At 39.0% G+C, this 23,233-nt stretch carries 13 protein-coding genes; 5 read left to right on the forward strand and 8 right to left on the reverse strand.

Annotation, left to right across the window (positions count from 1 at the left end; all coding sequences use genetic code 11):
• Nucleotides 1–8: 8 nt before the first annotated feature.
• The 3 genes from cobJ to H6G75_RS14715 all read right to left on the reverse strand — a co-directional run bounded on the left by cobJ (nt 9) and on the right by H6G75_RS14715 (nt 5,933).
• Nucleotides 9–1,703 (reverse strand): precorrin-3B C(17)-methyltransferase, encoded by a 1,695-nt coding sequence (gene cobJ / locus H6G75_RS14705; RefSeq protein ID WP_190980782.1) that lies wholly within the window; start codon nt 1,701–1,703, stop codon nt 9–11.
• 170 nt (nt 1,704–1,873) lie between these two features.
• Nucleotides 1,874–2,242, reverse strand: coding sequence for a hypothetical protein (locus tag H6G75_RS14710; RefSeq protein WP_190980783.1), 369 nt, complete (start codon nt 2,240–2,242; stop codon nt 1,874–1,876).
• 496 nt (nt 2,243–2,738) lie between these two features.
• A complete protein-coding gene (locus tag H6G75_RS14715; protein ID WP_190980784.1) occupies nt 2,739–5,933 on the reverse strand; it encodes a calcium-binding protein in 3,195 nt (1,064 codons plus the stop codon).
• 683 nt (nt 5,934–6,616) lie between these two features.
• Here H6G75_RS14715 and H6G75_RS14720 point away from each other — a divergent pair.
• Nucleotides 6,617–7,006: a hypothetical protein gene (locus H6G75_RS14720; RefSeq protein ID WP_190980785.1), complete on the forward strand. Its 390-nt coding sequence runs from the start codon at nt 6,617–6,619 to the stop codon at nt 7,004–7,006.
• Between the two features lie 572 nt (nt 7,007–7,578).
• On the forward strand, nt 7,579–9,945 hold the full coding sequence (locus tag H6G75_RS14725; RefSeq protein WP_190980786.1) for a WD40 repeat domain-containing protein: 2,367 nt from the start codon (nt 7,579–7,581) through the stop codon (nt 9,943–9,945).
• A gap of 20 nt (nt 9,946–9,965) precedes the next feature.
• Here the strand turns inward: H6G75_RS14725 and H6G75_RS14730 are convergent, their stop codons facing one another.
• Entirely contained in the window at nt 9,966–10,523 is a 558-nt protein-coding gene (locus tag H6G75_RS14730; RefSeq protein WP_190980787.1) for a Uma2 family endonuclease, read from the reverse strand.
• 823 nt (nt 10,524–11,346) lie between these two features.
• Between H6G75_RS14730 and H6G75_RS14735 the strand changes: the two genes are divergently transcribed.
• Nucleotides 11,347–11,712: a Mo-dependent nitrogenase C-terminal domain-containing protein gene (locus tag H6G75_RS14735; protein WP_190980788.1), complete on the forward strand. Its 366-nt coding sequence runs from the start codon at nt 11,347–11,349 to the stop codon at nt 11,710–11,712.
• A gap of 22 nt (nt 11,713–11,734) precedes the next feature.
• Nucleotides 11,735–12,007 (forward strand): cupin domain-containing protein, encoded by a 273-nt coding sequence (locus H6G75_RS14740; RefSeq protein WP_190980789.1) that lies wholly within the window; start codon nt 11,735–11,737, stop codon nt 12,005–12,007.
• Between the two features lie 173 nt (nt 12,008–12,180).
• On the opposite strand, the gene psaK is transcribed toward H6G75_RS14740, so the two are convergent.
• The gene (gene psaK, locus H6G75_RS14745; protein ID WP_190980790.1) at nt 12,181–12,441 is read right to left on the reverse strand and encodes a photosystem I reaction center subunit PsaK; all 261 of its coding nucleotides are present in this window, start codon (nt 12,439–12,441) and stop codon (nt 12,181–12,183) included.
• A gap of 239 nt (nt 12,442–12,680) precedes the next feature.
• Nucleotides 12,681–13,298 (reverse strand): serine O-acetyltransferase, encoded by a 618-nt coding sequence (locus tag H6G75_RS14750; RefSeq protein WP_190980791.1) that lies wholly within the window; start codon nt 13,296–13,298, stop codon nt 12,681–12,683.
• Between the two features lie 320 nt (nt 13,299–13,618).
• Here H6G75_RS14750 and H6G75_RS14755 point away from each other — a divergent pair, with 320 nt between their 5' ends.
• On the forward strand, nt 13,619–15,343 hold the full coding sequence (locus H6G75_RS14755; protein ID WP_190980792.1) for an ABC transporter ATP-binding protein: 1,725 nt from the start codon (nt 13,619–13,621) through the stop codon (nt 15,341–15,343).
• Nucleotides 15,344–15,389: 46 nt separating this feature from the next.
• On the opposite strand, the gene H6G75_RS14760 is transcribed toward H6G75_RS14755, so the two are convergent.
• Together H6G75_RS14760 and H6G75_RS14765 are read right to left on the reverse strand one after the other, a co-directional pair.
• Nucleotides 15,390–21,938 carry a tetratricopeptide repeat protein gene (locus H6G75_RS14760; protein WP_190980793.1) on the reverse strand — a complete coding sequence of 2,183 codons (6,549 nt, stop codon included), beginning with the start codon at nt 21,936–21,938 and terminating at the stop codon, nt 15,390–15,392.
• A 47-nt stretch (nt 21,939–21,985) separates the two neighbouring features.
• On the reverse strand, nt 21,986–22,978 hold the full coding sequence (locus H6G75_RS14765; protein WP_242051537.1) for a P-loop NTPase fold protein: 993 nt from the start codon (nt 22,976–22,978) through the stop codon (nt 21,986–21,988).
• Between the last annotated feature and the right edge of the window lie 255 nt (nt 22,979–23,233).

Here is a 23,233-nt window from a genome sequence, read left to right on the forward strand (position 1 = left end):
GACTGAAATTACTGGGCATATCGACGCGGCGTATAAACTGAAACCCTGCCATCACTGCGTTGAATAGTCCTGGTTTGGCTAGAACCAACAATAATCACTGTTCGCATATCGGCAACATCTGGTGTTAATTGCTCAAGCGAAATTACCTTGATTGTTTGTCCTGGTCTACCCAAATTTTTTCCTAATACTACGGGGGTGTTGGGTGTGCGATAGCGCAGCAATATATCTCTGGTGGCTGCAAGTTGCCAAGTACGGTCTTTAGAGACAGGGTTGTAAAAGGCGATCGCAAAATCTCCTCCAGCCGCCGCCGCAATTCGTTGTTCGATAATTGACCAAGGTTTTAAAATATCTGACAGTGAAATCGCGCAAAAGTCATGCCCTAAAGGTGCGCCTACGGCTGCGGCGGCGGCTTGCATTGCAGAGATTCCCGGTGCAACATGAATTTCGATACTGTCCCATTCTGGTTTGGAATGACGATCGAGGACTTCAAACACCGCCGCCGCCATTGCATAAATTCCAGGATCACCAGAGGAAACCACAGCGACATACTTACCTGTAGCCGCCAAATCTAGCGCCATTGTAGCCCGTGCTATTTCCTCACGGTTGTCAGACTCATGGCGTTGCTTGCCATCAGCTAAAGACCCAACTAAATCGAGATAAGTTTTGTAACCTACAAGGTCAGTCGCCAACCTGAGAATTTCTTTGACTTCTGGAGACATCCACTGTGCTGCACCAGGGCCAGTCCCAATAATGGCTAACTTACCCCGTGGCTGACCAATGGTGCTAGGGTCAATGGGTGCGGGTGCAATAGCCAGAGCTATATCAGCAGATGTTGTTGGGATTAGTTGACCACCAGTGACAGCCAAAGCCATTGCTTGTGCGCCTTCCCACTGGTTTTGAGTAAAAAAGCGTGTAGGTACACCAAATGCCTCAGCGATATTGTAAATTTCTGGATAAGCAGCAATGTCTAGAGGTGCAAAGATGCCAGCTATAGAAGCGGGTGCAATTCCAGTATCTGTTAGTAATTGTTTAACTATAGCTAAATTAACATGAGGTTGAGTAATGGCGATCGCTACTGTTTGGGGATGATAAACCAGACAATTGGCTGTAGAATTTACCAACCGTTCTGTAACTTTAATAGTCAATTCTCCTTGGGCATCAATTGGCAATAGACTATTACTCAACCAAGGTGCAGTTCCCTCTAATTTAACTTGCGCCCCCGCTAACAAATCGGAAATAAAAGTTTTCGCATCATCTGGGTTAGCTAAACAATAGCCAGCAGGAGGCGATAACAACGCTGTGCGAAACCGAATATCTCCAGTAGTGGTAATTGCAGCTTTAACATCCAATACCTCAGCAATGCGGCGTGCTAAATCATTGACTCCACTCAGCCCACCCAATAGGGGAACTACCGCACTACCATCCTCAGCCACAGCCAACACTGGCGGTTCTTGACGCTTATCAGAAATTAAAGGGGCTAAGGTTCTAATCAGAATACCAGCCGCACAAATGCCAATTACAGGTGTTCCCGCAGCAAACAACTCGCGCAGAGTCTCGCCAAAATTGCTAAAACTAACATCAACTCCAGAAGTTCGTCCTGCTAAACCGTATAATCTTGCGCCTGGCAAGACGCTCATCATTTTACGAGCTATTGCTACACTATTTTGACCCAACACAACAACCGCAGGTGCAACCTTGATCATGAGATTTCTGGAATTTGAATAGATATTATGCAAAGTTTATATCTTTCAAATCAAACCACAGATATTTTGACTTGGGCAATAACCTAGTAAGCACTGAACACTAGCCACATTTTTAGGTTGTATGTAAGTCTTCAAAACGCTTGAACATTAACTTAACTAACACTAATCAATCAGCACTGTGTCGTAGTGTATGGTTTCACAACATTAGGCACAATATGTTTCTGTCCGGCAAATTCTCGCCCATAATAGCCATCATCAAAACCACGGCTAAATTCTCCGCCAGCAGTGCGTGGCTTGTAAGCATTTCCTCTTTTAGCTTGTGCTTGTCCTTGACGATAACCATCAGCATAAGCCTGGGGATGATAAGCAGGATCTTCATCCACTACCCATTGAGTAACGGGATAACAGTAGTATGATGACTGCCTATAATATGGATAATGACGATAGTAACGTCCATGAGCTTCGGCAGAATCACTGTTAACTAAAAGCCCAGTAATAGTAGCTAATGTTAATAGACTCAATGCCATAATATTTTTCATTGTTTGAGCCTCAAAAACTTCTCTATTTCCTATACTTTTAATGTATCGTTGAGAAGATTGAAGCGACAGCTTCTAAAAGGATGTTTGCAACATTTCGATACTAAATTGAAAAATGATTGTGACAGATGTATGGCTGAAAAGCTTACCAATCAACCCTTACTCAATCTAAAATGGAATCACCGCAGATGGAGGCAAATAAACGCGGATGAATTTTTATTCTACCCAAGTGGAAATCGCTATAATATCGTGTTCGGTGAAAGAATAATCATTAAAACCGCAGAGGGAGCAGCACCTCGACTTCGCTCGGCGACCGGGAGCAGATGATCAGAGGAGAGGGTTTTAAGGTTTCTGCACAGATTCCCGGAATATAACTAATTACCCGGACTTGATATCAATTTTGTAGAGACGTTATATATAACATCTCTACGAAAATCAATAATTAGAATTACCTCAGTCTGAAGTCATTTTCACCATAGTCTGACGAGACTTTATCAACCTAAGCAATCAAACTAAAATCGCTACTAGTAAGAGTAATATCATTATTACCTAAACGAGCAAACTCAAACACTGTTCCTGTACCCAAGACATTACCATCTTGGTTATAGAATAAGCTGCCGGTACTTTGGCTATAAACAATCCGCGCACTACTGGCGTTGACAAACTCATCATCTGTAACAACGGCAAAGTCAGTTAACGTTTGTCCCGCACTATTAGTAATAGCCCGAAAAGTGTTTTTACTCAGCACAATCTTATCTTGTAGGACTTCAAAATTGCTGATATAATCAACGCCCAAACTGGCAGTAAAAACACCCTCGCCTTGAAACAAATATTTATCCTTACCAGTGCCTCCGGTAAGCATATCATCACCGAGTCCTCCCCAAAGGGTATCATCGCCTGCTAACCCTTGGAGTTGGTCATTACCATTACCACCAGTCAAAAAGTTATTCAGTGCATTACCAGTCAGACGGTCATGGCCGCTACTACCAATGGCGTTTTCAATGACGTTGTTGGCCGAGAGTGTGAGTTTGAGGTTGCTATTAACTGTTTGTGTTGTAGTGATTCCTAAATTGAGATTACTAGCAAGAGTGGTTTCCCGAAGTTCAATAGTATCAATTCCACCTGTGGTTGTTTCTACAATCTGATCAGTACCTAAAAGAGTCGTGGCTGTAAAAATATATGTATCATTGCCATTTCCGCCTGTGAGGATATTATTGGCACTATTTCCTCGGAGAATATTGTTACCAGCATTGCCTGTACCGTTGATTGCGGCTGTGCCTGTGAGGGTGAGGTTTTCGACATTAGTGGGTAGGATGGTAGTAACAGAGCTAACGAGAGTATCAGTAATCGTTGTAGTGACACTTGCAGTTGTCCCTAGAGTGGCATTGGTAGGCGATTTCAGGCTTAAGGTGAAGGTTTCGTTTGCTTCGTTGACAGAATCATTAAGAATGGGAATATTGATTACTTGACTGGTGACACCTGGGTTAAAAGTCAAGGTTCCCGTGGTGGTAGTATAGTCTGAACCTGCTGTAGCTGAACCATTAGCAGTAGCATATTGAACAGTGATAGTTTGACTACTAGCGTTAGAAAGAGTGACTTTGTAAGTCACGGTTTGCGGGTTGGTGTTGCCTTCGATAACAGTCTGACTAGCACTAAGGTTAATTGTCGGCAGTAAATCATCATTAACAATAGTTCCCGTGATGGGTGTTGTTGTGGCAATTGTGTAACCACTACCAGTCACTAGAGTTAAAGCAACGGTTTCATCCGTTTCAAAAGTGGTGTCTGCTGTGGGGTCAATGGTGAGTGTGGCTGTATTTGCACCAGCAGCAAAAGTAATTGTGCCAGTTGTAGGGGTGAAACTGGTTGCACCCAATTGGCGGTAGTCGCTGTCAAAACTAGCTGTACCACCAACACTGTAGTTAACTGTTAAGGCATTGGTAGTGCTGCCGCTTCTGGTGAAGGTGTAAACTAAATTGCTGCTGCCGTTTTCGGTGACACTGCTGGATGATAAGGCAAGACTGACAGTTGGATTAGTGGGAATACTAACAACACTGCCACTGATGAAATACTGTCCCAAACTGCCGTAATCTGTGTAACCAGTAGAAAGTGGATCTCCTTTACCGACACCATCAATAGCTAAATAATAAGTTCCCGCAGTGACTGTGGTGGCGATCGCAGCAGATAATAAATCAGTGGGATTAGATGATGCAATTAAAGTCCCAGCAGAATTGTATAACTTTGCCAATATATCTAGGTTGGGGCCGCGGCTAAAGGGATTCACTGTCAAATTGATTGCACCTGCACCTGTGGCAAAACTATAAAAATCCACATCTGTGTTGCGCTCAATAATGCCACTACCACTGACAGATGTACCAGAAATGGTTAATGATTTTGCTGTGGCAATTGTATTACCAGCATCGTCGGCTCGGTAGCTAAAACCATTGTAAGCAGTAATAATTTGCAAATCATCTTCAGTATTACTCGCAGAAGCATACTCACCTTTACTCCACTGAGTTAAGTTTTGGTAATAACCTGCACCCATAATTGCTGCCCAGCCAGTGACACCACTACCCTGTCCCCGATAGTATTCTTCTGCTGGGTTAATTCGTCCATCATGTTCCAGTCCCAGGGTGTGGCCTACTTCATGGGAAATCGCTTCAGCAACATATTTTTCGTCATCATACAGAGTGTCACTAAATATAAAGGCTGGAGTATCACTGTTCCAATTAAATGAATCTAGGTAGGCTACTCCTCCCGCTCCACTAGCATACCAATCATTACTGCTACCACCAATCACAACCCGCACACCCCAGCGAGTATCTGTATAACCACTCTTAATCAAGTCATTAATATCTGTTGGTGCTTGGGTTGTAACGTTGACATTAAACGGGCTGAAATCCTCAGCCACTCGCTGCCAAATATATTGAATTCGTTCCAGTTCAGCCGAACTAAAGGACGCTGTATTGCCATCAAAATCGAAAGCCGGAGTGACAATGTTAGCCCCTCCTTTAAAATCGGTGTTCCAGTAAGTCCCAGAAGTAGTATGTCCGTTGAAATCTAAATAAATTGTCTGGTTGGCTCCTAGTAAACTATTCAAGGAGAAAGTCTTGGATAAATCTAAAACACCAGATGTGGGTTGGGCTACTTGTGACTGTTGCGCGTTAACTAAATTTAAATTTACTGGCGCAAGCATACAAGAAGAACAACTGCAAATTTGAGCATGTGCCTTACTGCCTTGAAGAGCTTGCAGCAGAGTAGGTTGGAGTATAGATGTAGGAGCTAGGTTGGTTGAGCTATTATTGAGAACTAAATCGGCAAAAATTGCCCCTTTATCACCAGAGGTGTCTGTTGGTTGAACCACACCATGAATAAAATTGCCGATTTCTGTTAGTAAAACAGCTTTGATTGCTGCTGGAGTCGCTGTAGAAACAAAGCTTTCAGACAAATAAATTTTGTTAGTACTACCAACATAACCTGTCTGATTATCATCAAAAACACTATTACTAATAATTTCGATTTCTGGAAATTGACTAAAATCTCCAGCTTGCCATTGAGAATGCAAATTGTTAGCAGCAGTATGGTTATATTGATTGCCAAAAACAGTCTCAAACAGATTCCAGAAGTTTTTTAAATCAGAAAAGTTGCTGAGTTGAGTGTATGTTAATGAGAGAGAAGAATTCAAAATATTATTCATAAAATTAAGACCTACGCAACTATCACAAGCGATAGTAAATTGAGGTTTGACTATTGCTTGTCAAAGTTGCGTGAGTCGGAACTACATGATGAAAAGCATCTATGAATCAGCTATTCTTGCCCTGACAATTTCAAACTCAATATGAAGAACTTACAAAACAGATTTTAAAATACTGATGTATTTCGCTACATTCTAATACTGTCAAAATCTGCTTACCTGAGTTTATCTACTATTATTTTTTGTCTGATTAACAGATAATGATGTTATTGATTTTTTCCAAGATTTAAATAAATATACGTAATTTAAAATAACTGATGTGAAAACTTGCAGTAAAATTCATTTATTTAATTACTTTCAACGAGAAATTTCCTAAAAGTAAAAGTATGATTTTGGCGTAATTCATTCAGTATAAAAAACTAGCTTACGTGAAAATACAGTTCAGTTAGCTAAGTTTCGGTAAGGTGAGAGCAAAGTCAGCAAGATTGCGAAAGTGAATCTGGTGTAAATCAGCAGAATTAAACGCCGATAAACAAATATTGTTTAACTCAATATCTCTTTAACTGAGTTGTAGATGATTGATTTTGACTCCTGAATTCTGACTTCTGAATTTTTTAATCAGGCACTTAATTGAGGTAAATGCGTCACAGTTAATCATTATTACTGATGAAGATCAGGAGGCAAGAATGAAAAATGCAATTATTCCGAAAATACTCATAACATCAGTTAGTTTGTTGGCTTTGTTTGCGCCTAGCCAAGCCTCAGCTCAACTAGTACCTCAGCCTTGGGTATCTGTTGGTAGCAAAGAAGGTGATGTAACTTATGCAGTGGGCGCGAGAGCTTTAAACTTGGGAGTAGAAGTGGGAAATGGCCCTGACGGTGCAACGGGAGTAGATGTGTTAAAGTTTATCAATTTGCCAGTTATTTCTCCTTATGTTGGTGTGGGATTATATTCTCAAGATAAGGGTGTGGCTGTTTCTGGTGGTGTTCAGGTAGGTGCGACAAAAAATGTTTTCGTAGGAGCTGGTTATAATTCTGTGAGAGGTGTGAATGGGCAGTTAGGAATTAGATTTTAATTGTTTTGGGAATTATGGGGTATTTTCTAGTAAAATACTCTATAAAGCTAGAATATATACAAATTATCTTTGCTTTTTTCAAAATACTTAGGTATCTGTCAGATGGGCATTTACTAATAAATTATTAGTTCCTGAAGAGTTGTAATGAGAAGGCCCACACTAATTATTTTTGGTACTGGGTGATTATTCTAAAAATTAGCCGTTTTTGCTTATTTTAAGTCTGATTTATTGCTGGAATATTGCGATAGCTTTTAATTCTAACATAAATCTTGAGTTTATTAGGTTTTATAAGATTGATACAGGAATTGGTTTACTTAGTTTTCTCCCTATTTTAAAATTTGATTAAGGCTGCGATCGCTAGACAAAATTTCCCGACAATTCTACTATGATGCTCGGTAATTGGTTGGGAATGAGAAATTTAATTGCTGGGCAAATATGATCCCGCTCAGTAGTAGGATGGCTTATGGCGACAATTGTAAGTGATGAATTGTAGCAGTACCTTATAATAAACTGCTGCAAGCATATATTTACTTTCCCAAGATTAATTTTACTTATCTAATAGGCATCCCTGTATGGAACAAGGGTTAAGGTTACTTATCCAACTCGTGCTGGAGTTTGCACCTGTAGTTGTCAATTTAGTACAAAAAAGAACAGTAGAAGGTCTAACGACGACAAATTCTCAACTACCACAATTTATCGAAGAAGTTATCGAATTTGTTAATAGTACAACTAATGGTAAAAGTGCCGAGGATGGATTTCAGCAAGAAAAACTACTGCAACAGCAATTAGCAGTTTATCAACGAGAAACACAAATACAAATAGCCCAACAGCAAAGAGATACATCTCTTCAGTTACCCGAAGTTAATAAAGTTTTAGATAGCTGGCCGTTAAGATTATATCCTTCGCAAATTTTAGAGACTCATAATACACAGACAAATATTCCCCTGAAAATCTTTCTAGCTCCTCCCCAAATTAAGTTTGACCAATTTGATTGTCATCCTGAAGAAATTTCGGAAGTAGAAAGAATTTTAGCTGAAGGTATCCGAGAATTTATTAATACTAATTACTCTCTGCATCATCCAACAAGACCAACAGAATTTTTAGCAGGTGCTTGGGATAGTAAACGTTTTCATAGTGAATCTAGTATTAAAGCTTTATTTAGTTTATTAAAAACAGAGCCAATTTTAATTTTAGAATCAGACCATGATGGAGATTATTTGAATTTTCGGATTGCTTATTGGGGTTTAGGGCAAGAAAACTATTTTTATAAAACCATCTCACGTTTACCATATAAAGATATTTTGCAAGAGTTTGCTAAAAGTCGGGCTTTAGAGTGGAAAAAAATTAGAGATGAATTAATTAATTTAGGAGAAAATTTAGAGGAAATCAATCAACTAGGTGGTGATAATGTCCATAATTTAGCTATTTTAGAAAAGACTGAAAAATGGCAGTCCAAAGGTATTGATATTAGTAAACTGTCGTTGAAATATCAGATAAATCAGCAGGATATTGCTAAATTTTGCCAGGTATTAATTACCTGTCATTGTTTAGTTGCGGCTTGGGTAGCAGATGCTTATCACTTAGTTCATCATGATGTACCGCCATTATTACCAGAGTTATTACCTAGTTTTCTCAAAGATAAGCTGGATTTGCCGACGGTACAGGCAATGTCAGAAGATAATATTTTGCAGGTATATGCCGCAGGTTATCAGCAAGTTTATCAAGCTTTGGCAAAAGAGCGTCGATATTGGGTTCCGGAATTAGCTTTACAATTAGCCCAGAGTTTATCACATTTACCCGATCGCACCTGGGCAGAAGAACAAGTAGATTATTCCATCAACACTTGGTTGGAATTACGTCAAGTTGCAACTCAAACATTTCCCAATGCTCTAGAAGCAATGGCATCTGCCATCAAAATCGAAGATGAAGAATATATCTACAAACTCCAGGAATATTTTATCGCAGTGGGCGATCGCCAAAGTATTGCATCCATAGAAAAAATTTTACAAGCGATCGCCACCCTCAAACACAAACGCAACCTCGAATCTCCCGAACTCATCTATACCTTAACTGGTCATTCCGGTAAAGTTGCATCGGTGGCTATTAGTCCCGATGGCGAAACTGTAGTCAGTGGCTGTGCAGACCAAACCATTAATATCTGGAATTTACAAACCGGTAAACAAATCAGAACTATCTCCGGTAACTTAGGCGAAGTTTCATCAGTGGCTATTAGTTCCGATGGCAATTTTTTGGCGGTGGGGAGTTGTCAACATCCCAAAAGTAACGTCACAGTTTGGCATTTACAAACTGGTCAGTTAATTCACACCTTGTTAGGGCATCAAAGACCAGTCAATGTTGTCGATATTAGTCCAGATGGGCAGATTCTCGCTAGTGGCAGTAATAAAATTAAAATCTGGAATCTACACAAAGGCGATCGCATTTGTACACTTTGGCATTCTTCATCTGTTCATGCTGTAGCCATCAGCCCTGATGGTAGCATTCTCGCCAGTGGTAGTTCCGATAGCAAAATCAGACTATGGAACCCCCACACAGGTGATCCCCTCCGCACACTCACGGGTCATACAGGTGAGGTAAAATCAATAGCCATGAGTCTGGATGGTCAACTTCTTTTTACTGGGAGTGCTGATACAACCATTAAAATTTGGCATTTACTCACAGGTAAACTTTTGCAGACTCTCAACGGTCATTCAGATGAAGTTAAGTCTATAGCCCTAAGTCCTGATGGTAAACTGTTATTTAGTGGTAGTAGCGATCGCACAATTAAGATTTGGCGAATTGCTACCAACGAAATTCTCTACACCCTCACCGGACATTTAGGAACCGTCAATTCTCTCGCCCTTAGTCCCGATGGTAAGTTGCTGGTGAGTGGTAGTTCTGATAAAACCATTAAAATTTGGCAACTTACAGCAAAGTGCTGAGTGCTGAGTTGGAAAACTACTTACTCAAGAGTTAACCAGCTAAAAACTTGCTCAACAGTTAAAGTTAAATCAATATTGCTGAGAATTGGGAGTTGGGCTGTACCTTTGAGCATCTCAACTCGTTGGTTAGGAAAGATGGCTAAAATGTTCGCTTCATCTGGAAAAATCAACCAACCTAGTTCTGTGCCATGTTGGGAACAATGTAGTAGCTTATTGAGAACATTTCCAAAGCTTTGGTCAGGAGAGAGAATTTCTATAGCCCAGTCAGGATAAGTTTCAAAGCGGTTAGCAATTCTACCTGATGCTTCACGGGGAATGCGTTCCCAGCGAAACACAGAAATATCAGGAACTATCGCCGCACCTCCAAACACACAACGTAGTTCCGGGAAAGCTAGGGCAATTTTTTGGGGTTTGGCTGTCCGGTTAATTGCTTCACACAGTTCTACCTGTATGAGACTATGTTCTCCTTGGGGCATAGGTTTTTGGCTAATTTTTTCGCTGATATATTCCGAGGCGGGTTTAGTTTCGGGGCGTTGTAGGAATTCTGCTAAAGTGCTGGACTCAATTACTGTAGTCATCGTTGTTCTTCGCTAAATTCTCTTACCTCTATTTTGCCTGTAGCTGTATCGGATATTTAGACAATGTACTATTTCTTAGTTTTGTTCACGGCAAGCTGAGGCAGATTATTTAAATGTTTTGTGAAGATAGCATGAAGATTTTAACCTTTTAGGCATTGATATTTATTTTGTATTTAGCTGGTTGTTAAACATCTCTTATCCTCACTATTTCAAAATTAACTACTTTGATAGATTTACTGCTGTACTTCAATAACTAGAAATATGCTGTAATTTACGTCCCTGATGTTCTGTTTGGTTACACAGGCAACATTATTAGCCTATGCTTATCAAAGGATTTTGAGTAACTAATTAAATAGGATTTGGGGTGACTTATGTAGCGTAAATAACAATTTATTTGATACTCAATATCCTAAAATCATTTAGCTTTACAAGCTCATTCCTGAGAAGTCTAGCTAAAGTCAGAAATTACCGGGTTTTGGCTCACCAAGTTCAATCTACGGATACTATACAGTTTCCGTACGTATCATCTAAATTGAATATATGAAATTGCTATTTCCGGTATCAGCAATCAATAAGTTAAAAAAATCCCACTTTTATCTTTTCTTTGTTATTTTGTATTTAACGGGACAGTTCTCCGCCATACGGTGAGTTTAAATATCAATTAAGTCAACGTTTCCCCGCATTTTGTAAACCAAATAAGCATTTTGTGCTTACAGAAACTTATGTCTGCAAGCGCCACATATCTTACTGGGATAAATTGCGTGGATAGACTTAAATGTGCAGCCTACTAGTGTATCAAACTCAAAACAAATTACTAACGATTATGCCTAAAACCACTAACTTATCTATTATTCTTCCTGCTTTCATTCAACCTGAAACTTTCGAGCAGCCTGCAAAATTAGCAAACCAAAATTTCTTAGGTAAATCTCGTTATGATGTTCTGCAACCGTTACGTCAATGGTTAGATGAACTCGAAATTCAAAACCGCAAACTAGCACACTTGATTGCAAAATTAATCCCAGCTCAATGTCCTTTTGAGCGTGATATTGTGTTGTTCGGTCGCACCATAGCCCACATTCCCCCTATGTGCAAACTGAACCCCCTTTATGACCAATTTGTTGGCTTGCGTTTTCGTGCTTTGTGTTATTTAGTAGATCAGTGTGGCGAAGATATTCAGTCCTACTGTTAAACGCAAACTGAGAACACAAAATATGGAAATTAAAATTGAACATCAACCCAGTCAAGAATATCTAAAAAATTTGGGTGTGTTCACATGGGAGATTTGGGAAAAAGAAGTATCCCAATTTCCCTGGACTTACGATACTGAAGAGACGTGCTATTTTTTGACAGGTGATGTCATTGTTACGCCGGATGGCGGACAACCAGTGCAGATGGGTAAGGGAGATTTGGTAACTTTTCCGGCTGGGATGTCCTGTACTTGGGAAATTATCAGCGACGTAAAAAAGCATTATTACTTTTCTTAATATTGAGTGCTGAGTGAGATATTCTATCGCTACATCTCTGCGTCCTCTGCGCCTCTGCGTGAGATAAACTCTCCCGCATTCTTGCAGATACGAAAGAGCCAGAAATACTAATTTCTAGCTCAAAGCGTTGAGACAAAACAATATGGAACTAAAGGCAAACTGAGCTATAGAATTTAGAATCTACCCAGGTTATGCAATCCTAAGATGATGCCTACGCCTAAAATGTGACCAAAGGCTGTAGTGGCTAGTAATGCAGGTAAACCAAAACCACCAAAGAATTTTGCTTCGGGTAAAGCTGGCTCGGAACTGGGATACTTAATGCTAGATTTGCCAAAGGCAATGGCGATGATGTTAGCAACAATCATGATAAGGCCGATCGCGGGACTCCATTGTAGAGGGGCAGTGGCAGCAGCCAGTAAAGTGGAAGTCAGCACTAGATTTTGCTCCTGAATGTGTGAATGATTAGAAAATATCATCGGGAAATCTAGGAAGATTATTCAAGAAAATTCCCCGTTTTGCAGCAATATTTAACAGTTATTTTCAATCCTTAATATAAACAACTATCTGGCTGTGGCTACTGATAGTTGGAAAGTAGGAGTCAATTGTTATCCGCTGATATTCTTTGTTAATTCAGAATGTGATTGATCATACCCATCTTAATTACTGTAATAATTTACAGTTTTTCTGCTACTTTGATGCCATTTCTTTTAATAATAGTTGCTGGGATTCCGACAACGACACAATCACTAGGTACATCTTTTACAACAACGGCATTTGCGCCAATTGTGACATTATCACCTATCTGAATATTACCTAATACTTTAGCTCCGGCTGTAATCCGCACATTGTTACCAATTTTAGGACGACCTGATTTATCTTTATATCCAATTGTTACTTGTTGGTTGATCCAACATTGTTCGCCTATATCTGCCATAATAATTGTGCTGAAGCCATGTTGAATAAATAAACCAGCACCAATACAACAAGAAGAATCTAGAAACAGTGAAGGACATTCGGGGTAAAGCAATTTGAGCAAATACATCGCAATTCTACCGTTGAGGTTGCCTTTAAATAGGCGGTAGTAGTATAAATTTCTAAACTCTTGCGTTTTGTATACTAAAACCAGCAATTGCACCCATAAATTATCCTGTGGCAAGCCTAAAACTTCACTCCATCGTTTTATGTCCGCAGTAATAATTTCTTTCTCTGTGGTTAATAAAAATGGTATTAATAATGGTGAGAACCAGAAAATTATCAAGCTATAAATTGCTTGCTGAATCAAATTTTTCATAAAATCTACCAAATAATTATCAGTGGATGGTTAGTGATATTTTGATTTGATGTAGGTGTTGTACTGAGAACTAAAACTGCTAGATGCAATGTATCCGATAAAACTTGTAATGGCAATATTTGCGGAAGTGGTAGCGTGTAGATGCGAATATGGTTCGGTTAATGCTTTAATTTTTGGAATATCTATGTAGCGAGATAATAACTCTGTTTCACAGTCAAGATATCTCAAAAGCTGCGATCGCTTTTAAAATGAGGTGAATTGCAACTACACAAAAGTTGATAGCGTCAAACTCAGTAAAATCACATTCTGGAAGTCGTAGCTTGAAGAACCGTTCTAATTACTGGCAACTACAGCCATATATCAAACCTCAATGGGCAAATATTATCAAAGGCTTGATCGGCATTATCGGATATGTGCTGGCGACACTGACGTTAATTAATCTTGCAGGTAAATTAGCCGCACCTTTTGGACAAGGTAATGTAGTAGCGATCGCCCAACTAGCCGGGATTTGTGCTTTGGTGTTTCTGGTGCGTGGCTTTTTTCAGTCTGTGCAAGATATTTACATGGCTAAAGTGGCTTTAAGAGTTGCTTATGGTCTCCGCAAGCAAGTATATAGTCATTTACAAAAATTAGATTTGAGCTATTTTGAAACAGCCAAAACAGGTGATTTAGCTTACCGCCTCACAGAAGATATTGACAGGGTTGGGGAAGTTGTCAATAAACTGCTACACGATTTTATTCCCTGTGTGTTGCAATTGATTGCCATACCCATATATATGATTTATTTGAATTGGCAACTCACACTCGCCACAATTGTGATTGCACCATTAATGGGGGTGTTAATTGGCTGGTTTGGGGAAAGATTGCGTATATATTCTCTCAAAAGTCAAAATCGGGTGTCGGGTTTATCAGCAATTTTGACAGAAGTTTTTAGTGGGATTCGCCTTGTCCAAGCATTTGCAGCCGAAAATTATGAAATCGCTCGTTTTGGTTATGAAGCCGAACGTTCTTTAAAAGCCAAGTATTCCGCCGAACGCCTCAAAGCCATTCAAATTCCCATCATCGGTTTTTTAGAAGCTTTGAGTGCTTTATCTTTGTTAATGGTGGGAGCGTGGCAAATTTATCAGCGTAATTTAACAGTGGGGGATTTTTTCAGTTACCTAGCTGCGGCGGCACTATTAATTGACCCGATAGGACACACCACAACAAATTATAATGAGTTTAAGCAAGGGGAAGCTTCAGTAGACCGAGTGTTTGAATTAATGGCGATTCAACCGAGGGTAGTAGAAAAAACAATTGCGATCGCCCTGCCCCCAGTCAAAGGTAAAGTAGAATATCGCCACATTTCCTTTGCCTACAAACCCGGTGAACCAGTCCTGCAAGATATTAGTTTACTAGCATTACCAGGAGAAGCGATCGCGCTGGTGGGTGCTTCTGGTGCGGGAAAAACCACCTTTGTGAATCTCCTCCCCCGCTTTTATGATCCTGATGCTGGGCAAGTTTTGATTGATGATGTTGATATTCGGGATGTCAAATTACATAGTTTACGGCGACAAATTGGCATTGTTCCCCAAGAAACGGTGATATTTTCGGGAACTATTGCCCAAAATATTGCCTTTGGGCAAGATAATTTTGATATGGATGCAGTGATAGCAGCCGCGAAAATTGCTAACGCTCATCAATTTATTACCCAGTTACCAGAAGGTTATCAAACTTGGGTAGGGGAACGAGGGGTAAATTTATCCGGTGGACAACGCCAAAGAATTGCGATCGCTCGTGCAGTGCTGCTGAACCCGCAGATATTAATATTAGATGAGGCGACATCTGCATTAGATTCCGAATCAGAAGCCTTGGTACAAGAAGCCCTAGAAAGATTGATGCAGAACCGGACTGTATTTATTATTGCCCACCGTTTGAGTACAGTGAGGCGGTGCGATCGGATTTTGGTTTTGGAAAAAGGGCAAATTGTCGAATCAGGCACTCATGAAGAACTATTAAGGCTGGAAGGTCGCTATGCTAGATTTTATGCCCAGCAATTTAGTTAGTAGAGCAGAAAACTAAACAAAAACTCAGCGTACCTTTGCGTTTACCTCAGCGAGACTCAGCGTTTAAGAGTAAAATTAACTCTTCTACTTCCCTAGCTTTTTCTTGTAAATCCAAATCTCGGTAAAGTTGTAAACTGTTGTTTAAAAACTGATTAGCAACTATTTCTGCATCTGGCTGATTTTTTTGGATACGTTTAAGGTAAATTTCGCCTAACAACTTGTATGCAGAAGCTTCTAGTTTATGGCGGTTATAATCTTGAAAAATTTGCAGACATTCTTGAGCAATTTCTTCACTAAGATTTAGGTTTTCCAAGGCTTCTATTTCTAAGTAAGCACGAGCCATACCGAGAGATTCTTCAGCTTTACTGACTGTTTGCCCTAGTTCATCAAGATAGCTTAAGCCTCTGTGATAATATTCTTCAAATAAGGCAAATTTTTCTGGAATTGATGTGTCTTCGTTAGGTAAGAGGCGTAGATATTGCGAGTAGAGTAAGCCAAGAGCCGTGTAGTCGTAGGCGAGGCTCTCTTGATATTCTCCTGTGGTATTTATTTCTATAGCTTGGCGAATATTTTCTTCAGCTTGGGTAAGTAAATTAGATACTTCTATTGAATTTGAGACTTGTTTTGCGAATAAGCATTGACAAGAAGCAAGTTGTCGATAACGTCTAGCAACGCTCTCTTTTTGATCTAGTTGTTGGTGTAATGTAAGGCTTTGTTGGCAATGCTCAATCGCTTTAGTATAGTCTTTCAAATCTCGATAGCAACTAGCCAACCAATACCACTGATTAGCGACATTATTATCTTTACCTAATTGCTGATACAGTTCGCGGCTTTGTTGATGGTAATTGATTGCTTGTTCATATTTCCCCCAATTTTGATAAATACTACCCAATTGATAGTAAGTTAGTGCAATTTCAAGTTGGTTGTCTAAATGCTGGCAAATTGCTAAACATTGATTTCCACATTCAATAGCTTGCTCGTATTTTCCCCATTCTCGATAGTAATCACCTAGCCCATACCATAGCATTGCGACATTATTATCTTTACCTAATTGCTGATAAAGTTCACGGCTTTGTTGAAAATAACTTATAGCTTGTTCATATTTCCCCCATTCTTGATAAATCCATCCTAATTGAACGTAAACTAGTGCGACATTAACTTGGTCATCAATTTGCTGACGAATGGCTAAGTCTTGATTGTTACACTCAATAGCTCGCTCATATTTTCCCCATTCCGAATAACAATAAGCCAACCAAAAAAATAGATTAGCGATATTCTTATCTTTACTTAATTGCTGATAAATATCGTGGCTTTGTTGATAGTAATTGATCGCCTGTTCATATTTACCCCAAGTTTGATAAATCCTACCTAATTTATAATAAGCATCAGCAATATTAACTTGGTCATCGAGTTGCTGACGAATAACTAAGTCTTGATTTTCACATTCAATAGCTTGCTGATATTTCCCCCATTCTCGATAGCAGTCACCTAACCAATACCACAGGTCAGCTATATCCTTATCTTTTCCTAATTGCTGATAAAGGTCGCGACTTTGTTGATAGTAATTAATTGCTTGTTCGTATCTCCCCCAATTTTGATAAATCCTGCCTAATCGCCAGTAAGATAATGCAATATTAACTTGGTCATCAATTTGTTGACGAATGGCTAAGTCTTGATTTTCATATTCAATAGCTTGCTGATATTTCCCCCATTCTCGGTAGCAAACAGCCAACCAATACCACTGGTTAGCTACATCCTTATCTTTCCCTAATTGCTGATAAATATCGCGGCTTTGTTGATAGTAATTAATTGCTTGTTCGTATCTTCCCCAATTTTGATAAATCCTGCCTAATCGCCAGTAAGATAATGCAATATTAACTTGGTCATCAATTTGTTGACGAATGGCTAAGTCTTGATTTTCACACTCAATAGCTTGCTGATATTTCCCCCATTCTCGATAGCAGTCACCTAACCAATACCACAGGTCAGCTACATCCTTATCTTTTCCTAATTGCTGATAAAGGTCGCGACTTTGTTGATAGTAATTAATTGCTTGTTCGTATCTCCCCCAATTTTGATAAATCCTGCCTAATCGCCAGTAAGATAATGCAATATTAACTTGGTCATCAATTTGTTGACGAATGGCTAAGTCTTGATTTTCATATTCAATAGCTTGCTGATATTTCCCCCATTCTCGGTAGCAAACAGCCAACCAATACCACAGGTCAGCTACATCCTTATCTTTTCCTAATTGCTGATAAAGGTCACGGCTTTGTTGATAGTAATTAATTGCTTGTTCGTATCTCCCCCAATTTTGATAAATCCTGCCTAATCGCCAGTAAGATAATGCAATATTAACTTGGTCATCAATTTGTTGACGAATGGCTAAGTCTTGATTTTCATATTCAATAGCTTGCTGATATTTCCCCCATTCTCGGTAGCAATCACCCAGCCAAAACCATTGATTAGCTACATCCTTATCTTTCCCTAATTGCTGATAAAGGTCGCGGCTTTGTTGATAGTAATTAATTGCTTGTTCGTATCTTCCCCAATTTTGATAAATCCTGCCTAATCGCCAGTAAGATAATGCAATATTAACTTGGTCATCAATTTGTTGACGAATGGCTAAGTCTTGATTTTCATATTCAATAGCTTGCTGATATTTCCCCCATTCTCGATAGCAGTCACCTAACCAATACCACAGGTCAGCTACATCCTTATCTTTTCCTAATTGCTGATAAAGGTCACGGCTTTGTTGATAGTAATTGATTGCTTGTTCGTATTTTACCCAATTTTGATAAATCCTGCCTAATTGCCAGTAAGCCTTTGCAGCATCAACTTTATTATCCAACTGCTGACACATGGCTAAACATTGGCTTTGATATTCAACAGCCTGCTGATATTTACTCCATTCTCGGTAGCACTCACCTAGCCAATACAATAGGTCAGCAACATCCTTATCTTTACCTAATTGCTGATAAAGTTCACGGCTTTGTTGATAGTAATTGATTGCTTGCTCGTATTTTCCCCAATTTCGATAAATCCCTCCTAATCGGGAGTAAGATTGTGTAATTATAACTTGGTCATCTAATTTCTGACAAATTACTAAACCTTGATTTTCGTACTCAGTGGCTCGCTCATATTTCCCCCATTTTCGGTAGCAATCACCCAGCCAAAACCATTGATTAGCTACATCCTTATCTTTCCCTAATTGCTGATAAAGGTTGCGGCTTTGTTGATAGTAATTAATTGCTTGTTCGTATCTTCCCCAACTTTGATAAATCCTACCTAATCGCCAATAAGCTCGTGCAACCTTAACTTGGTCATCGAGTTGCTGACGAATGGCTAACTCTTGATTTTCACATTCAATAGCTTGCTCATATTTTCCCCATTCTCGGTAACAAACAGCCAACCAATCCCATTGATTAGCGACACTATTATCTTTACCTAATTGCTGATAAAGTTCACAACTTTGTTGATGGTAATTGATAGCTTGCTCGTATTTACTCCAATCTTGATAAGTTCTACCTATGTGATATAAAGCCAATGATTCATCTTGAGGTTTATTAATCTCTCTACTAATAGTCAACATTCGCTGAAAACAATCTAAAGCTTGTTCATATTTGCCATGTAATCTATGACAAACACCTCTGTTTCTCCAAAAAATTAGAAACTCTGATGGTTCAATGTATCGAGCCAATTTTTCAAAACATTCTTGATAATAAGAAACTGCTTGTTCAAATGCTTCTTTTTCTTGATAACAAGTAGCCAAAGACCAAGCAATATAAGCACTAAATCTGCTATCTGAGCTATTAGTTAATAGTTCTAACATTTCAATGGCTTTATCATACTTATCCTTACGCAGATAAGACATTGCTGTGAGAAAATTTAATGCTGTTTGGCAATCTTCATCAAGATGATAATGCTGGCGAGTATGTTCAAGATTAGGTGTCATGTCATCACCCAATTCTTTAACCAACTCTCTCATACTGCAAAATAGTGTAGGTTCTAATTGGTTAACAATTTCTGTGACACAATCAGCTAATCCTGTTAATTCGCCACAAGCAATATAAAGAATAGCTGCTTTTGCTTTAACCCGAATTTCTTCAGATAAATTTGAATTATTAGCTGCTTGTTTCAATAAATCTATGACTTCACCTTTTTGACAAAAAAGTTCAATTTTACGCAGTAGCCTCAGTATTTGCTTGGTTATATCATCCTCAAAATCAGCATCTATACCAAGATAAGTAATTACTAACTTCTTTATTGGCTTTTGGCGAATAACAATACTGTTAATTTCAATTTCAGCAATCACCTGTCCTGCAAACAGTAAATTTCCGAGTTTAAATTCTGCTGGCTGCAACTTATTTGCTGATTCATCATGCTTTAAATAAACAATAGTCTCATCATCAGATGCAGAAATTTTGATTTTAATCTCGCCATGTTGCAAAACAGGTTGGTAATCTTCGATATTAATAAATAATTTCTCTGCTAATTTCTTAAATTGCGTCGAAAAATGACTCCCATAATATCCCAAAGCTAGTAATAGCGGCTCGTTCCAACGTGGTTCATGAAGATGTTTTTGAATTAATTCCAAAATCTCACTTTGTTCTTTATCTGCAATATAACGAGCTGCAAAATATTCTTCAAATGTCAGGTGCATAAAGCCATAAAAACCAGGCATTCGTTCTACAAATAACCCTGTGGTTTCTCGCACCTTCCGCAAAAATTCTCCTACCGCTTGGCGCACAGAATCCGATTCAGGTTCAGCATCATTTAATTCTGCTAACTTAGCTGCTAGTTTCTCTTCTACTTCTGCTTGTGTTACCAAACCAGAAGGCTTTTCTTCGTGCATCCAATATGCCAGAGGTGCTAAAAGTTCTACTACCTCAGTTTCTTTTAACACTACCCTTGGCGCATCGGGTAATTTTTTACCAAGTTGCCAATCTTCTGTTAAAGTTTGTACTGCCAACTCGTACAGTTTCACGCGGCGGTTGGGTAGTCGTTCTCCATTGCGGTGAATCAATGCCAAAATAGTTAACAGCAAGGGATTTGCCGTCAATCGCTGTACACCAGGATTATCTTTAACCGCCTGTAAAATTTCCTGCGCTTGCTCTGTACCTTTTTTTAGCCATTGCTCTTCACTAGCATCTGGCTGCTGTGCTTTTTCAACTGTTCGACACCAGCGATACAAAAACCGTTCTACCTGTTCGCTGTCCATATCTTCAATAGTAAACTCGGCAAATCGACTGCTGAGTTTTACATCACTGTAGCCAGCAATCCGGCTGGTAATGACGAATTTGTTGCTAGGGAATTCATCAACAAATGTGTTAATCCGTTCTACAATCTGTTTGCGACTTTCTTGATCAAATACCTCGTCTAAACCATCCAGCAGCATCAAGCACTGTCCTTGACGCATGGCATCTAAAAGTAAAGCTGCTACCTCATTTCCTATTTCTAACTCTGATTGAAAATGCGCTTCCCACTGGCGGTAAAACTGACACAAATATTCCAGTAAAGTTAACTCAGGTTGTTGTTTTAACTTTTCTGCATAATCAGCAATACGGAAGAAAATAGGTAACAAAGTTTTACCTAAGTCTTTGTTCTTTGTCTCCTCAACAGTATCATCTTCAACGATGACTGTTTCTAATTCGTCTCTTTTGGCAATGGCAAAATGTAGTGCTAAATAACGCAGCAGAGTAGTTTTTCCCGCACCAGGACTGCCTAAAATCACGCTATAGCAATTCTGCCGTACCGCCTCAGATAAATCTACCTTTTGTGTAACGGTTTTAGTGCTAGAAACTAATGTTGATATTGGTACTTCAGGTAGTGGTTCATAATAGTATGGTTCATCCCAATCATCCAGGTTAGAACCCATTTCTTTTAATCTATTACTACTCGGAGCTTGCCGTACAGTTAACGCCTCCAGTTCCCTTTGACTGCGTTCAGAAGTATCTGTAACTTGTTGTCTCCATTGTGCTTGCAGGGAAACATAAATTTGGTCAAGAAAAATATCGACTTGACGATTTACCTGCATTACACCACTCATTTTTAAATAGGAATTTTCAGCAATCAGCCAATCTAAGTAGGGATAAAGCAAAGGATTACGTGTTTCAAATTCCACTATCTTTCCTCGCCAATCCCAAAAATCTGGCGCACGCTGACGAAATTCATCTAAAAAGTCGATGTTATTTAGCCACAAAATCAAACATAAATTTCTCCCAAATAGTTCCTCCCTGCCTAAATTTAACTGCCTCATTTCTTTTACTAAGCGCGGCGTTGGTAATTGGTCAATTCCAAATGCCATTACCAATTTGCGCCCAGTCTCTAGACTTTGATGTTGCTGATCATCTAAGCTATACAGAAAGTTATGGAAGGAATTTTGACTATAATAAAAGTTAGTAAACTCAAACTGTTCTTCACGGATAGCTAATGATTCTTTTAGCTGTTTGACAACGGGATGTTGGGGGCTACTTTCTGGTGCGATCGCAAATATAATTGTCGTACCACTAGAAAGTTCTAATACACTGACTAATTTGTTTAATTCTGCTTTGTCAGCTTCGCTAAGAGAGTAATTAGAGTCTTGATCCAGCATACATCAAACCAGCATTTAATAGTAATTTTCAAGAGCAAGCCATACTTTTAAGTATTATTATTCGCAACCTGCCAACGTTCTAAATCCTCAATTAAAATCGGATTAATATCAAACCAAGATTCTTGCATTGAGTTGTAATACCCTAAAACTAATTTATTTTGCAAAAGTTCGTCACAAATAATAAATTCACCCTTATTTGGCAAACTATGAGTTTTAGTTGTGAGTTTACCAGTGCGATGAATTAAATCTAATTCAGGATAGTGGTAATCGCTTAAATTATATTCCCGCCGGACTTCACGTACTGATTCTTGTGCAGTGGCTAAATCTACAAAACTCAACTTATTCCGCAACGCAATTTCACAGGCTGTACGTGCTAACCTGACTAAATCTCGCATCACTCCGCCACTTTTTTCACAAATTAATTCCAGTGCATCAGGGTTAAATAAACCTTTGTGACTATCGCCTAAAGTATCCAAACGTTTGTTAATGACATTAATTAGAATTTCTCGACCTTTTTGATCAGGCTCACTAGTTGGACACAAATTAGCATCAGATTCAAAAACAGGCGGATTATTTAAATCCAAACATTTCTGAAATGCTTCCATTGGCTGACGAAAATTCGGTGAATATCGCAAAGAGATAGGAATAGCATAGATAATATGACAATTTAATTCTATCAACAGAGGACTAGAAAACATCTCCAATGCTGTTACTTGATCATGCCTATCCAATCCATCAACAACAATCAGTAACTTTTGTTTTTGTTCTTTTTCAGCAGCTTCGATAATATTATTAACGCTGGTAATAATTTTACTCAACACAGGACGAACATTAAGTGTTTTTGTCACTTCACTTGTTAAACCTCGTTTGAGAATTATACCTGCCTTTTCTATAAATTCTGGCACTCCCAAACCTTCAGTGTGGCTTCCTTTATCTTCATAAACTACACTTTTTAAGCTGTCTAAAAGAGCATCTAATAATTTATCTTTTTTAAATAGCCAATTAGATTCAATAGCCTGAGCAATTTGTAAGCCAATCAAAACTACAACTTCGGCATAGCCTATGTTATATCTGTCTAGGGATGTTTGCGTGTCAATCCAAACAACTGTGTAGATGTCAGCTAATTTTTGTTCTAATCTTCGCAGTTCAGTAGTTTTACCTCCACCCCCTGAAGGGGTGACAGAGAAGTTATAAAGCAGACTGGATAAGAGTCATAGCCCGTAAACCTTGCTGAAAATAGGGTAGTTTATGGGGCTTGAGGCGCATCAATTCATCAGCTAAATCAGCCCAAAATT

The organism is Nostoc sp. FACHB-280 (assembly GCF_014697615.1).
GTDB lineage: Bacteria > Cyanobacteriota > Cyanobacteriia > Cyanobacteriales > Nostocaceae > Nostoc_B.